Genomic DNA, 14,475 nt, shown 5'->3' on the forward strand with positions numbered 1-14,475 from the left:
TTCGGACTCCGTGACGATCGTTCGGAGACTGAGATGGCACGCCCGCCGGGCCCGGCACCCGGTACCGTGTGCCTCATGCTCGAACAGGCCTCGGCACCCCTCGCGCCCCTGACCACCCTGCGTGTGGGCGGACCGGCGCGGCGCATGGTGACCGCGACCACGGAGCAGGAGATCGTCGAGACCGTCAAGGACTGCGACCGGCGCGGCGAGCCGCTGCTGATCCTGGCCGGCGGCTCCAACCTGCTGATCGGCGACGACGGCTTCGACGGCACCGTGCTGAAGATCGCGTACACCGGCGTGACGAAGCAGAAGACGTGCTCGGGCCTGCGCCTCGGCGTCGCCGCCGGCCACGACTGGGACGCCTTCGTCGCGGAGGCGGTGGACCTCGGCGCGGTCGGCGTCGAGGCCCTGAGCGGCATCCCCGGCTCGGCCGGCGCCACCCCGATCCAGAACGTCGGCGCCTACGGCCAGGACGTCGGCCAGACCATCGCCTGGATCCGCGCCCTGGACCGCGAGACCGGCGACATCCGCGGCATGCAGTCCCGCTGCCTGGAGTTCGGCTACCGCGACTCGGTGTTCAAGCAGCACCCGGGCAAGTACGTGGTCCTGACGGTCTGGTTCGGCTTCGACCCGCCGGCCGCCGCAGAATCCGAGCGCCTGTCCGCCCCGATCCGCTACGCGGAACTGGCCCGCGCACTCGGCGTCGAGGAAGGCGACCGCGCCCCGCTCGCACTGGTCCGCGAGACAGTCCTGAAGTTGCGCGCCGCAAAGGGCATGGTCCTGAACGCGGAGGACCACGACACCTGGTCCGCAGGCTCCTTCTTCACGAACCCGGTCCTCGACGCAGCCGCCTTCGACGCCCTGGCCGCCCGCGCGACCATGGCGCCCCCGCGCTTCCCGGCCCCGGACAACCAGGTGAAGACCTCGGCAGCCTGGCTCATCGAGCAGGCGGGCTACCCGAAGGGCTACGGCGCCGGCGCCGCGACCCTGTCGACAAAGCACACCCTGGCCCTGACGAACCGCGGCGACGCGGCAGCGGCCGACGTGCTGCGGCTGGCGCGGGAGATCCGCGACGGGGTGCGGGACCGGTTCGGGGTGGAGCTGGTGCCCGAGCCGGTTTTTGTGGGCGCTGATCTGTAGCTTCGATATTAGGGGCGGATCGCAAGTAAGCGATTGATCACTGCATATCGGGCGATATCGGGCGAATGGCGCGGCGGGGCTCGCGCTCGGATTCGGCTGCTGCGCGACAACCGGGGGCTGCGCTGGCCAGGCTGGCGCAAAAAGGCTGATGCTCGGCCGACTTGCTGCTGCCGGGACGCGCCGCTGAAATGCTTGCGCGGTCAAATGTTGCTCTGCGGGACGCACCGCTGATTGCCGCTGTGCGCTGGCCAAACTGCGATGCCGCCCAAACTGCCGCGCTGGTCGCTTCTGCTGGTGTGTTGCTGGTGCCGACCTGCTCTCGCGGATCGAATCGCTGCCTGCCAATGGCGGGCGGGGTGTTCAGGCCACGTGAGTCGGCGGGTGAGTGGGCCGTACCCCACTCACCCGCCGAGCTTGTGTTCCTCCTTATGGGGCGCGCCTTACGAGGTGGGCGCGGTCAGGTCGTAGATCGTTACGCCGTCGATGGTCTGGGCCTTGTAGTGGGCTGCTACCCAGGTGCCGATGGAGGTGCCTTCGTCGGCTCCGCCGTTGGCTCGCATGCCGATGCCGCCGCCGATGTAGTAGTGGATCTTGTGTTGGGCGACGTCTGCCTGGAACTGGGCCAGGGTGGGGGAGGGGTCGGAGCCGTTGAAGCCGCCGATGGCCATGACGGGGTCGCCGGTGCCGAGTTGGTAGCCGGAGGCGTTCTGGGCGCCGATGGCTGCGGCGACCCAGGTGTAGCTCGACGCGTTCTGCTTCAGCAGGGCCAGGATCTGGGCGCCGGGCTTGCTGCCGTCGAGGAAGTTGTTCCCGCCGGTGCCGCCCGGGGACTGGGTGGTCGTGCCGCCCTGGGTGCCGCCGAGTTGGGTCTGGCCGCCGGTGCTGCCACCTGTGCCGCCGGTGGCACCGCCGAAGCCGCCGGTGCCACCTGTTCCGCCAGTGCCGCCAGTGCCGCCGGTACCACCGGTGCCACCCGGGCCGCCGCCGAAGCCGCCGGCCGGCGGGGTCTGGCCGGTGCCGGTCTGGCCGGTCGTGCCGCCAGTGCCGCCAGTACCACCAGTGCTGCCAGTGCCGCCGGTGCCGCCCGTGCCGCCGCCCTGGAAGCCCGGGAACGTGCCGGTGAAGTGCCGGCCGGTCCGCGCACCGCCGCCGAAGCCGCCGAAGCCCTGGCCGGCCGGTCCGGCCGAGGGGATCGAGCCGCTGTGGCCCTGGCCGGTCGTGGCCACGGCGTACGCCGCCGGGCCCAGCAGCACCGCACCGACGCCGATGGTCACCGCAGCGAGTCGCAGAGCCCTGTTACGCGGGGCCTCGGCAGCGGGCTGCGCGGCCGGGCTGGCAGCGGAGGCAATAGCAGGGTCCTGTGAAGAACCGTCAGCCTCGGCACCCTCGACAGGCACCCAACCGGGCTGCACGGCCAAAGGAGTGGCGGCAGAGGCGTCAGAAGCAGCAACCGCGCCCTTCCGCAGCCACCCCGGCCCGGCCAGCAGCAGCACCGTCCCGACCACACCGGCGACCGCGATCAGATACCGCAGCCACGAGTACCAGTCCGGCGTCTGCCCCAGCAGGTGGAACGACCACCACGTGGTCACCCCCACCGCACCGGCCAGCCCGATCCGCGCCAGCGGCTCGGCCCGCCGCGCCCACACCATCCCGCCGCCGATGCCGAGCGTCACCGCGATGAGCGGCGCCAGCGCGATCGTGTAGTACGGGTGGAAGATGCCCTTCATGTAGCTGAAGACCGCAGCCGTGCTCACCAGCGACAGCCCCCACGCCAGCAGCGCGGCCCGCGCGTGGTCCGTGCGGCGCGCCCGGCCGGCGGCCCACAGGCCGAAGACGAACAGCACCAGCGCGGCCGGGATCAGCCAGCTGACCTGGCTGCCGATCTCGGAGTCGAACATGCGCCCGATGCCGGTGCCGGAGCTGAAGCCGCCGGCGCCACCGCCGCGCGCACCGCCGCCACCGGGCGGAGCGAACGTCCCACCGGCGCCCGCCGCGCCGGTGGCACCCGTAGTACCGGTAGCACCAGTAACCCCGGTCGCCCCGGCAGCACCCGCCGCACCCCGTGCCGCGCCGCCACCGAACCCGCCGCCGACACTCCCGGTCTCATTGCCGGTCAGCCGCCCGAACCCGTTGTACCCGAACGTCAAGTTCAGGAAGCTGTTGTCCTGCGACCCACCGATATAAGGCCTCGAACTCGCCGGCGTCAGCTGCACGATCGCGACCCACCAGCCCGCACTGACCACGATCGCCAGCCCGGCCGCGCCGATCTGCCACAACCTGCGCAGGAACTTGCCCGGCCCGAGCGCCAGATACACGGCCGTCAGCGCCGGCAGGATCAGGAACGCCTGCAACGTCTTCGTCAGGAACGCGAACCCGATCAACGTCCCGGCCAGCACCAGCCAGCGCGTGCTGCCGTGCTCCATCGCGCGCACCACCGCGTAGACGGACACCGTCATCAGCAGCACCAGCAGCGCGTCGGGGTTGTTGAACTTGAACATCAGCACCGCGACCGGCGTCGCCATCAGCGCCGCCGCCGCGAGCAGCCCGGCCGCCGAGCCGATCGTCGCGTTGCGCGTCCGGCTGAGCACCCGCTTCACCGCCGCGTAGACCACGCCGCACGTCGCGACACCCATCAACGCCTGCGGCATCAGCATGGTCCAGGAGTTGAAGCCGAAGATCCGGCCCGAGATCTCCATGATCCACAACGAGGCCGGCGGCTTGTCGACCGTGATCGAGTTGCCGGCGTCCAGCGAGCCGAACAGCATCGCCTTCCAGCTCTTCGTACCGGCCTGGACCGCAGCGGAGTAGAACGAGTTGGCCCAGCCGGAGGACGACAGGTCCCACAAATACAGGACCCCAGCAGCCACCAGCAGACCGAGCAAACTGGGCCGGGCCCAGCGCGGGTCGGTCTCGGGGCCGCGCCAGAAGCGCGTGAAGCGCCCGGTGCCGCCGGCCGCCGTGGACGGCGCGCCGATCTGGTATCCGACGTCTGACGTCGGGGACAAGGTGCTCATGACAGCTCTCCAGAAGTCTGACCCGCCCGCACCGGGGATTCGTGATCGGCGGACGTCAGGGGATGGTGCCTCGGGTGGAAGACCCAGGCGCGGAGCAACACGAAACGGGCCAGCGTCGACAGGCCGTTGGCGACGATCAGCGCCGCCAGTTCCGTGGTGCGGGAGGGATGGTGCACGGCCGCGTGGACCCCGGCCAGCGTCCCGGTCGACAGCACCAGGCCGATGGCGAACGCGACCAGGCCTCCGACCTGGTCGCGCAGCGCGTTGCGGCTGCCGGTGACGCCGAAGGTGAAGCGGCGGTTGGCCGCCGTGTTCGCGACCGCCGTGACGGCCAGCGCGACGGCGTTCGCCGCGAAGGCCCCCATCGGCGCGCGCAGCAGTACGTAAAGGAGCAGATAGGCCAGCGTCGACAGCACGCCGATGGTCGCGAAGGCCGGGATCTGCCACTTCAGCCCGGGCGGCGGATCGGCCGCCAGCACCCGGGCCCGGACCGGCGCCCCGGAGGAGGACCGCAGCGAGGCCTTGGCGACCCGCCACATGCCCCGCAGGTCCGCCTTGGCGGTCTTCACGATGTCGACCCGGGAGTCCGGGTCGTCGATCCAGTCCACCGGCACTTCGTGGATCCGCAGCCCCGAGCGCTCGGCGAGCAGCAGGAGTTCGGTGTCGAAGAACCACTCCTCGTCCTGCACCCGGGGCAGCAGCGCCTGGACCACCTCGGTCTTGGCGGCCTTGAACCCGCACTGCGCGTCCGAGAAGCGGGCCGCCATCGTGGTGCGCAGCAGGAAGTTGTACGTGCGCGAGATGAATTCCCGCTTCGGACCGCGTGCCACGGCGCTGCCGCGGGCCAGCCGGGAGCCGATGGCCAGGTCCGAGTGGCCGCTGAGCAGCGGGGCCACCAGCGGCAGGAAAGCGTTCAGGTCGGTGGACAGGTCGACGTCCATGTAGGACACGACGTCGGCGTCGGAGGCGGACCACACGGCGCGCAGCGCGCGGCCGCGGCCCTTGAGGTCCAGATGGACCGCCCGCACCCCGCTCAGCTCCCGCGACAACCGGGCGGCGACCGCCCACGTGCCGTCGGTCGAGGCGTTGTCGGCCACAGTGATCCGGAAGGGATAGGGCAGGTTCTCGACGAGGTAGCGGTGCAGCCTGCGCACGCTGGCCTCCAGGACGTGCTGCTCGTTGTAGACGGGCACCACGACCTCGACCAGCCGTCTGCGCGGACCACCCGCCGCCCCGGTGCCGGCGTCCGGCGGTTCGCGGTCGGTGAGAGCGGTTGCGTTCATGCCCTCGACGCTCGCGGCGCGGCGTGGGAGGGGAATGAGGCTTCGATGAAGCGCGCATGAGAATGGGTGCGACACTGGTCGGACGTGTGAGCGTCCGTTGACAAACCTGAGATCGCCGAACGGAACACAGAACGTCGGAACCACGGCGCGGCGGCCGTGATTCCGACGTGGCGGTCACAGGATCGGACCGTCCGATTGCGGACGGTAGTGTCAGTGATGACAAAGCCCTGATGGACTCGACTCAGGCCTCTGCGGTGCCGGGAAGGAACAGCCGCGCGATGGTTCCGGGCCCGTCGTACGGCTTCTCGAAGGCGATGATGCCCCCGGACTCGCGCGCGGCGCGGGCCACGATCGCCAGCCCCAGACCGCTGCCCGGCATCGCGCGCGCGGTGGGGGAGCGCCAGAAGCGCTCGAAGACGTGCGGCAGTTCCTCCGGAGGGATGCCCGGCCCGCGGTCGCGCACGGTCAGCGAACCGTTGGCCAGCCGTACCTCCACGGCCGCCCCCGGCGGTGAGAACTTCACCGCGTTGTCGAGCAGGTTCACCACCGCGCGCTCCAGCGCCGCGCCGTCGCCGTGCGTGGTCCACGGATGCAGGTCGTCGATGATGGTGACCGGGGTGTCGCGGGCGGCGCCGCGCGGGCGGACGCGTTCCACAGCGCGCGCGGTGACCTCGTGCAGCGCCACCGGCGCGGTCACGGTCATGGCCTGCTCCGGACGCGACAGCTCCAGCAGGTCGGCGATCAGCACCGTCAGCTCGCGCATCTGCGTGCGGGCGCCGGTGAGCAGTTCGGTGCGCTTGCCCTCGGGCAGCGGCCGGCCGGACTCCTCGGAGCGGATCAGCAGGTCGATGGCGGTGCGCAGGGACGTCAGAGGAGTGCGCAGCTCGTGGCCGGCGTCGTCGACGAGGCGTTTCTGCTCGTCCCGGGACGCCTGCAGGGCCGCGGTCATCGAGTTGAAGGACTCTGAGAGCCGGGCGATCTCGTCATTGCCGGACACCGGCATCCGGACCGACAGGTCCTCGGTGCGGGCGACGTGCTCGACCGCTGAGGTCAACTCGTCGACGGGACGCAGTCCGGCACGCGCGACAAGCAGGCCGGTGGTGGCCGCGCCGCCGATGCCGATCAGCGAGACCACGATCAGCAGCCAGGCCAGGCTGCTCAGGGAGTCGTCGATGGGGCCGTAGGCCTGTGACTTCAGGAAGACGCCGGGATGGAACGGGTCGCGATTGGCCACGACCTGGACGCGGACCTTCTCGCCGTTGGCGTTGACGCCGTCGCGCCAGATGGAGGCGCCCGGCGGCGCGTGCTCGATCTGCAGGTCCGCGGTCTGGCCCGGAACCGCGGTGGATCCGGGCAGGGCGCAGGTCTGAGTCCCGTTGAAGAAGGTGACGCTGACTGCGGCCGGCGGGAAATGGTTGACGCCGCTGTGCGTCGGATCCACCGCGTCGCCGGGACTTCCACCATTCGCCGCGGCCGTCGCTCCCTTCCCGATGTCGCAAGGGGACCTGGGCTGGTAGTCGGCCGGATCCGGTCCGCCAGGCTTGCCCTCGGGGTACAGGCCGAAGCCCGGATCACGGCTGCCGGCGATGGCGCTGTCCATCTGGTTGTGGAGCCGGTCCCGCACCGCGATGTAGGAGATCAGGGATACCGCGCCGATCGCGATCGCCACGGCCACGGCGCTCATGAGAGCCAGCCGCGACCGCAGGGGCATGCGTCGCCTCATCGGCGCGCGCCGGAGGCCGTGCGCAGCGCGTAGCCGACCCCGCGTACGGTCTGGACCAGGCGGGGGAGGCCGTCGAACTCGGTCTTCTTGCGCACGTACATGACGTACACGTCCAGCGAGTTCGAGGCGGGCTCGAAGTCGAAGCCCCAGACCGCGCGCAGGATCTGTTCGCGGGTCAGGGCCTGGCGCGGGTGGGACAGGAACATCTCCAGGAGCAGATACTCCGTTCGGGTGAGTTCGATCAGCTGGCCGGCGCGGGTCACCTCGCGGGTGAGCGTGTCCATGCGCAGGTCCTCGTACTCCAGGACGTGGTCGCCGTGTCCGGCCGCGCCGGGGGTGGCCTCGGTGCCCTCGACGGTCAGCGCGCCGCGCCGGAGCAGGGCCCGGACCCGGGCCAGCAGCTCGTCGAGTTCGAAGGGCTTGGCCAGGTAGTCGTCGGCGCCGGCGTCCAGGCCGGCGACACGGTCCCCGGTCAGGTCCCGGGCGGTGAGCATCAGGACCGGCAGGTGCGGATCGGCGGCGCGCAGCCGGCGGCAGGCGGTGAGCCCGTCCATGCCGGGCATCAGCACGTCCAGCACGACCAGGTCCGGGCGGCCGCGCTCGACCTCGGCCAGCGCGGCGCGGCCGTCGTTCGCGGTGCGGACCGCGTACCCCTCGAACTCCAGGCTGGAGGCGAGCACGGCGCGGATGCCGGGCTCGTCGTCGACGACGAGGATCTCGGAGGTGCTCTGTCCCGCCGGGGACCCGGCGGGACCAGCGAGGAAGGGCGTGGGAGAGCTCACGGCGACCACTATCTGCGGGGTGGATGAGGAACGTCTGAGAATCCGTCAGGAGAAGTATGAGAGGTTTTCGGCTCGCCGACCACGGGTCCTCAGCAGGTTGCGGCTCTGGTTAGTGACTGATAACTTACTTCCCATGAGCCCCCGCATGAGTGCCGAAGAACGACGCGACCAAGTGGTGCGAGCCGCGGTCGCCGAGTTCGCCGTCCGCGGGCTTGAGGGCACCTCGACCGGCGACATCGCCAAGCGGGTCGGGGTGTCGCAGCCCTACCTGTTCCGACTGTTCCCGACCAAGCGCGATCTGTTCATCGCCGCCGTGCAGTACGGCGCGACGCAGGTGCGCGACGTGTTCACCAAGGCGGCCGAGGGCAAGTACGGGCACGCCGCGCTCGCCGCGATGGGCGACGCGTACCAGAACCTGCTCATGGAGGACCGCCTGGTGCTGAACATGCAGCTCCAGCAGTTCGCCGCCTGCCACGACCCGGAGGTCCAGGCCGCCGTGCGCGGCGCCATGCAGGGCCTTTGGCAGCACATGGAGAACCTCTCGGGCGCCCCGCTTGGGGTCCGCGTGGACTTCTTGGCCAAGGGCATGCTGTGCAACGTGATCGCCGCGATGGGTCGAGACAACGTCGAAGACCCGGAGTGGCAGCCGATCCTCAACGTGCTGCGCGACGACACCGCCGTCGCCGCCGACACGGCCGAGGAGCTCGACGCCGAAGCCGCGAAGGGGTACTCGGACCAGTCGTCCGGCAGCGCGGCCGGCAGCCCGGCCGAGCCGGAGTACGCGAACTACATCTCGAAGGCGTTCACCGACTGACCTGATCTGGCCTGACCTGATCTGGTCCGACCGGTCCGGCGGGAACGCCGACCGAGCCACCGCAAGGCACTTTCCGCGCCACCCGTCTGTCCATCGAAGTTAGTGACTGCTAACTACCCGGCCAATCTGATCAACCCGATCAACCCGACCAACCCGACCTGCGCTGTTCCATGATCTGTACTGATCCAAAATCCGGAGGGGATCACCATGAGCACCGAGACCATCGGCGGGCACCAGGGCCCACCGGCGGAGGGCCTCCGGGCCGCCACCATCGGCCACCCGGTCCGCACCTTCGTCATCACCGGCATCGCCATGTTCATGGCGTCGCTGGACAACCTCGTCGTCAGCATCGCGCTGCCCTCGATCCGGGAGTCCCTGCACGCCGGCCTGTCCGGCCTGCAGTGGACGGTCTCCGCCTACACGCTCACCTTCGCCGTCTTCCTGTTGACCGGCTCCACGCTCGGCGACCGCTTCGGCCGCCGGAACCTGTTCGTCATCGGCCTCGCCGTCTTCACCGCCGGGTCGGTGGCCTCGGCGCTGGCGCCGAACATCGGGGTGCTGATCGCCGCGCGTGCCGGGCAGGGCCTCGGTGGTGCGGTGGTGGTGCCGCTGAGCCTGACGATGTTGTCCGCGAGTGTCCGTCCGGAGAAGCGTGGCGCGGCCGTCGGCGCGTGGAGTGCGATCTCCGGTCTGGCGGTGGCGCTGGGGCCGGTGGTCGGCGGTGCCGTGGTGGAGGCCGCGTCGTGGCAGTGGATCTTCTGGGTGAACGTGCCGCTGGGTGTGGTGCTGCTGCCGCTGGCGTGGTTCGGCCTCACCGAGAGCCGTGGTCCGGCGCGCCGGCTGGACGTGGTCGGGACCGTGCTGGCCACCGGCGGCCTGCTCGGCGTCGTGCTGGGCCTGATCCGGGGCGGCGACGTCGGCTGGACCAACGCGCTGGTGCTGGCCGGTTTCGTCGGTGGCGGGGTGCTGCTGGTCGCCTTCATCGTCTGGGAGCTGCGGACCGACGCGCCGATGGTCCCGATGCACCTGTTCCGCGGCCGGGCCTTCCCGCTGACCAACTTCAGCACCCTGCTGATGTCCTTCGGGATGTTCGGCGCGATCTTCTTCCTCTCGCAGGTCTTCCAGACCGTTTACGGCTTCTCGCCGCTGGGCTCCGGGCTGCGGGTGCTGCCGTGGACCGGCGTACCGATGCTGGTGGCGCCGATCGCCGGGATCCTGTCCGACCGGATCGGGGGCAAGTGGATCGTCACGGTCGGCCTGGGCCTGCAGGCGGTGGCGCTGGCCTGGGTGGCCGAGGTGATCTCGACCAAGCTGGACTACGCCGCGCTGCTGCCGGCCTTCCTGATCGGCGGGACCGGGATGGCGATGTTCTTCGCGCCGATCGAGAACCTGGTGCTCGGCTCGGTGCGGCGCGACCAGGAGGGCATCGCCTCCGGCGTCAACAACGCGCTGCGCGAGTTCGGCGGCGTGCTGGGCATCGCGGTGATGGGCGCGGTGTTCTCCGCGACCGGCGGCTACGGCCCGACCGCGACGAAGTCCGCCGACCAGCACTTCATCGACGGTCTGATCCCCGCGGTCTTCACCGGCGCGGCGATCCTGGCCGTGGCCACGGTGGCGATGTGGCTGGTCCCCGGCCGCGGCGCCGGCGCCTCACAGCTCGGGGACGACTCCGACGCGCACCAGGAAGCCGAAGACGTAGCCCAGGGCGTTGGCGGCCCAGTGGAAGGACATCGGCACCAGGAGACTGCCACTGCGACGGCGTAGCTCGCAGAACACCGCGCCGCCGAGGCCGGTGAACACCACGGTCCCGAGATCGGCCAGCGCCGCCCCCAGCTCCGAAGGCCCCAGGAGTGAGGTGAGCGCTGGCTTCTCGGTGTTCAGGTGCAGCGAGGACAGGATGTGCCAGCACCCGAACATCAGGGAGCTGAAGGCGGTGGCACCCAGCGGCGGCCACCGCCGCAGCGCCAGCCCGAACAGCACGCCGCGGAACGCCACCTCCTCGGCCAGCACGGTGGCGAACGGCACGTCGACGAACACCCGCACTGCGACCTGCCACACGGTCAACGAGGCGTAGCGCTGGTCGGTGAACAGCGAACGCGTGGCCGGTAACAGGGCGCCGCCGAGGTAGACCAGGGCCACCCCGGCGATGATGATGCCGGACCACTTCAGGCCGAGCGGCCAGGACCTGTGGTCCAGGCCCAGCTCTTCGAGCGCGTGGCCGGACCACCAGGCCAGCGCCGCGAACAGGCCGGTGACGATGAACGCGACGACCAGGTCCGGCAGGCTGTCGAACCAGTGGACGCGGTGCTCCAGCCAGTTCAGCGCCGCCAGGAGAACGTGCCCAGCGACAGCCCGATGATGATCCCGGCGTTCCACGTCGAGGACTGGTTCTGGCCCATCAGCAGCTGCAACTCGCGCTGTGTCCGGGCGCCCCAGACGACCACCGAGACGCTCACCACGAGCAGCACCACAGGGATGAACTGCCACGAGCGCTTCCGCAGGTGCTCGCTGAAGCTCCAGCCCCGCCGCCGCGCCACCGACCGGACCAGGGTGCTGATCAAGGAGCCGACGCCGTAGCCGGCGATACCCGTGATGCCGCCGAGCAGGCCCTGCATGATCCAGGGCCGGGGGAGCAGCGAAGGGGTCAGCGACAGCCAGAAGAAGAGCGTCGCGAAGCAGTAGCCGGTCAGGTCCGGCCAGCGGCGCACCACCCAGGACGGGTCCGGCGGGTTCCAGTACGGCTTCCGGGCGAACGCCGCGACGCGCTGCGTCAACCGCCGACGGCGCCCGGAGCCAGAGCCGGAGTCAGAGCCGGAACCAGAGCCAGACTCAGAGCCGGAGTCGGTTTCAGAATGCCTGGTTGCAGAGGAGAAGTCCGTGAGATCCGATTTCTCCATCCGGCCATTATCAGCGCCCGAACGGCGAAATCGTGGGACCGGGACCCGCCGACCGCGCGAAAAGGCCCCGGCACGACGCCGGGGCCCTTTCGGGGGAGCTTCGGATTCAGCGCGCCTCGCCCAGCAGCTTCTGCAGCCGCGACACGCCCTCGACCAGGTCCGCGTCGCTCAGCGCGTAGGACAGCCGCAGGTAGCCCGGGGTCCCGAAGGCCTCACCGGGCACCACGGCGACCTCGGCCTCGTCCAGGATCAGCGAGGCCAGCTCGGCCGAATTCGCCGGGTGCTGCCCGCGGATCTCCTTGCCGAGCAGCGCCTTCACCGACGGGTACACGTAGAACGCGCCCTTCGGCTCCGGGCACAGCACGCCGGGGATCTCGTTCAGCATCCGCACGATGGTCTGCCGGCGGCGGTCGAAGGCCAGCTTCATCTCGTTCACCGCGGCCAGGTCGCCGGACACCGCGGCCAGCGCGGCGACCTGCGCGACGTTGGAGACGTTGGAGGTGGCGTGCGACTGCAGGTTGGTGGCGGCCTTGACCACGTCGGCCGGGCCGATCAGCCACCCGACCCGCCAGCCGGTCATCGCGTAGGTCTTGGCCACGCCGTTGACGATCACGGTCTGCTCGGCGAGCTCCGGGACCGCCTTCAGGATCGAGGTGAAGCGCGCGTCGCCGTAGACCAGGTGCTCGTAGATCTCGTCGGTGAGGACCCACAGGCCGTTCTCCAGGGCCCAGCGACCGATGGCCTCGACCTGCTCAGGGCTGTAGACCGCGCCGGTCGGGTTCGACGGCGAGACGAACAGCAGGACCTTGGTGCGCTCGGTCCGGGCCGCCTCCAGCTGCTCCACCGAGGCCAGGTAGCCGGTGGTCTCGTCGGTGACCACGTCCACCGGCACGCCGCCGGCCAGCTGGATCGCCTCGGGGTAGGTGGTCCAGTACGGGGCCGGGACGATGACCTCGTCGCCGGGGTCCAGCAGGGTCGCGAAGGCGTTGTAGATGGCCTGCTTGCCGCCGTTGGTGACCAGGACCTGGTTCGCCGACACCGACACGCCGGAGTCGCGCAGCGTCTTGTGCGCGATCGCCTCCTTCAGCTCCGGCAGCCCGCCGGCCGGCGTGTACTTGTGGTACTTCGGGTCCTGAGCCGCCTTCAGCGCCGCCTCGACGATGTAGGCCGGGGTCGGGAAGTCGGGCTCTCCGGCTCCGAAGCCGACCACCGGCCGGCCGGCCGCCTTGAGCGCCTTCGCCTTGGCGTCCACGGCCAGGGTCGCGGACTCGGCGATGGCGCCGACGCGACGGGAGACTCTGGAGGCAGGGTCGCGGCGGGACGGGGAGGGTGTGTTGGCTGCGGAGGCTGTCATGCCTCCCATCGTCCCACCGCAGGGGGGTCGTTCGGGGCGACGTTCCACGAAAGGAGACGCCCGCGACACGGCCGGTATGCGTGCCGCGGCGGAACCCGTTCGCAATCGAGGACGTGCGTCCCGTACACTCTCGATCGGCGGATTCCCCTTCCCCACCTCGGCGAGGTAGGTTTGTGGAGCACGCTTAGGCAAAGGGTCGTAGCTCAACTGGCAGAGCACCGGTCTCCAAAACCGGGGGTTGGGGGTTCAAGTCCCTCCGGCCCTGCTTAGGCGCCCAGGAAAGCCCGGTAATGGGCTCTCCTGGGCGCGAAGCGTGTTCGCGGCAGGACCTGCCGCAACAACTTGCCACTTTCACCGAATGTGATGAGGACCAGGTGACCGAGACGAGCTCGACCTCAGCGATGTCGAAGCCGGACCGCGGCCGCGGCGGTGACCGCCGCCCCGAGCGCCGCCGGTCCCCGCTGGGCCGGATGAGCCTGTTCTACCGGCAGGTCATCGCCGAACTGCGCAAGGTGGTGTGGCCGACCCGCAACGAACTGGTCACCTACACGACGGTGGTCATCGTGTTCGTCGCGATCATGGTGGGGATCGTGGCTACGCTGGACTATGGGTTCAGCAAACTGGTGATGTGGGCGTTCGGCTGAGCCGTCGTACCGAACCCACCACCCCGAGCAAAGGAAGTATGAGCGACCGTGTCTGAGACCTACGGAGACCTCGAAGAAGTGACTGTTCTCGTGGAGAACGACGACGAAGAGGCCGTCGAGGAGCAGGTCGCTGCCGGTGCGCCCGAGGACGTCGCCGAACCGGACGCCGAGGCCGGCAGCGCGCACGCGCCGGGCAGCCCGGAGGCGATCGAGGAGTTCCGCGAGGCCCTGCGCCGCGCGCCCGGCGAGTGGTACGTGATCCACAGCTACGCCGGCTACGAGAACCGGGTGAAGCAGAACCTCGAGACCCGCATGACCACCCTGAACATGGAGGACTTCATCTTCCAGGTCGAGGTGCCCATGGAGGAGGTCGTCGAGATCAAGGGCGGCCAGCGCAAGCGGGTCAAGCGCAACAAGTTCCCCGGCTACGTGCTGGTCCGGATGGACCTGACCAACGAGTCCTGGGGCGTGGTGCGCAACACCCCCGGCGTCACCGGCTTCGTCGGCAACGCCCACGAGCCGTACCCGCTGACCCTGGACGAGGTCGTGAAGATCCTGCTCGAGGAGCAGCCCGAAGAGGTCAGCGGCAAGCAGAAGGCGCCGGCCGAGGTCAAGGTGCTGGACTTCGAGGTCGGCGACTCGGTCACCGTCATCGACGGCCCGTTCGCCACGCTGCAGGCCACGATCAACGAGATCAACGCCGACTCCCAGAAGGTCAAGGGCCTGGTGGAGATCTTCGGCCGGGAGACCCCGGTGGAGCTGAGCTTCAACCAGATCCAGAAGAACAGCTGAGCCGCTTCTCCCCCAAAGGTATGACCGGTCTT

12 protein-coding genes and 1 tRNA gene are annotated in these 14,475 nt (G+C 70.2%); 6 read left to right on the forward strand and 7 right to left on the reverse strand.

Annotated elements, in window-relative coordinates; genetic code table 11:
* Positions 1-75 precede the first annotated feature (75 nt).
* Positions 76-1,140, forward strand: a complete 1,065-nt coding sequence (locus GWK61_RS14160) for a UDP-N-acetylmuramate dehydrogenase (protein WP_194908814.1) — start codon at positions 76-78, stop codon at positions 1,138-1,140.
* A gap of 440 nt (positions 1,141-1,580) precedes the next feature.
* Here the strand turns inward: GWK61_RS14160 and GWK61_RS58495 are convergent, their stop codons facing one another.
* From GWK61_RS58495 to GWK61_RS14180, 4 genes are all read right to left on the reverse strand, one after another.
* The gene (locus GWK61_RS58495) at positions 1,581-4,154 is read right to left on the reverse strand and encodes an ArnT family glycosyltransferase (protein WP_194908815.1); all 2,574 of its coding nucleotides are present in this window, start codon (positions 4,152-4,154) and stop codon (positions 1,581-1,583) included.
* Positions 4,151-5,437 carry a bifunctional glycosyltransferase family 2/GtrA family protein gene (locus tag GWK61_RS14170; protein WP_194908816.1) on the reverse strand — a complete coding sequence of 429 codons (1,287 nt, stop codon included), beginning with the start codon at positions 5,435-5,437 and terminating at the stop codon, positions 4,151-4,153. The genes GWK61_RS58495 and GWK61_RS14170 overlap by 4 nt, the downstream gene beginning before the upstream one ends.
* 241 nt (positions 5,438-5,678) lie before the next feature.
* A complete protein-coding gene (locus GWK61_RS14175) occupies positions 5,679-7,148 on the reverse strand; it encodes a HAMP domain-containing sensor histidine kinase (protein ID WP_194908817.1) in 1,470 nt (489 codons plus the stop codon).
* Positions 7,149-7,156: 8 nt separating this feature from the next.
* Complete coding sequence (locus GWK61_RS14180) at positions 7,157-7,942, reverse strand: response regulator transcription factor (RefSeq protein ID WP_438939767.1); 786 nt, start codon at positions 7,940-7,942, stop codon at positions 7,157-7,159.
* A gap of 133 nt (positions 7,943-8,075) precedes the next feature.
* Between GWK61_RS14180 and GWK61_RS14185 the strand changes: the two genes are divergently transcribed.
* Entirely contained in the window at positions 8,076-8,756 is a 681-nt protein-coding gene (locus tag GWK61_RS14185) for a TetR/AcrR family transcriptional regulator (RefSeq protein ID WP_194908818.1), read from the forward strand.
* Between the two features lie 207 nt (positions 8,757-8,963).
* Entirely contained in the window at positions 8,964-10,520 is a 1,557-nt protein-coding gene (locus GWK61_RS14190; protein WP_194908819.1) for a DHA2 family efflux MFS transporter permease subunit, read from the forward strand.
* Here the strand turns inward: GWK61_RS14190 and GWK61_RS59485 are convergent.
* The 3 genes from GWK61_RS59485 to GWK61_RS14205 all read right to left on the reverse strand — a co-directional run bounded on the left by GWK61_RS59485 (position 10,407) and on the right by GWK61_RS14205 (position 13,007).
* A complete protein-coding gene (locus GWK61_RS59485; protein ID WP_194908820.1) occupies positions 10,407-11,132 on the reverse strand; it encodes a CPBP family intramembrane glutamic endopeptidase in 726 nt (241 codons plus the stop codon). The two genes, GWK61_RS14190 and GWK61_RS59485, sit on opposite strands and share 114 nt — an antisense overlap.
* Positions 11,075-11,530: an alpha/beta-hydrolase N-terminal domain-containing protein gene (locus GWK61_RS14200; RefSeq protein WP_194908821.1), complete on the reverse strand. Its 456-nt coding sequence runs from the start codon at positions 11,528-11,530 to the stop codon at positions 11,075-11,077. Before GWK61_RS14200 ends, GWK61_RS59485 begins: the two co-directional genes overlap by 58 nt.
* Positions 11,531-11,759: 229 nt before the next feature.
* Entirely contained in the window at positions 11,760-13,007 is a 1,248-nt protein-coding gene (locus GWK61_RS14205) for a pyridoxal phosphate-dependent aminotransferase (RefSeq protein WP_194908822.1), read from the reverse strand.
* Positions 13,008-13,199: 192 nt separating this feature from the next.
* Here GWK61_RS14205 and GWK61_RS14210 point away from each other — a divergent pair.
* The 3 genes from GWK61_RS14210 to nusG all read left to right on the forward strand — a co-directional run bounded on the left by GWK61_RS14210 (position 13,200) and on the right by nusG (position 14,443).
* Positions 13,200-13,272 (forward strand) — tRNA-Trp (locus GWK61_RS14210).
* A gap of 109 nt (positions 13,273-13,381) precedes the next feature.
* On the forward strand, positions 13,382-13,651 hold the full coding sequence (gene secE, locus GWK61_RS59490) for a preprotein translocase subunit SecE (protein WP_194908823.1): 270 nt from the start codon (positions 13,382-13,384) through the stop codon (positions 13,649-13,651).
* Between the two features lie 48 nt (positions 13,652-13,699).
* Positions 13,700-14,443 (forward strand): transcription termination/antitermination protein NusG, encoded by a 744-nt coding sequence (nusG, locus tag GWK61_RS14220; protein ID WP_194908824.1) that lies wholly within the window; start codon positions 13,700-13,702, stop codon positions 14,441-14,443.
* Positions 14,444-14,475 lie beyond the last annotated feature (32 nt).

The organism is Catenulispora rubra (genome assembly GCF_015356825.1).
Classification (GTDB): domain Bacteria; phylum Actinomycetota; class Actinomycetes; order Streptomycetales; family Catenulisporaceae; genus Catenulispora; species Catenulispora rubra.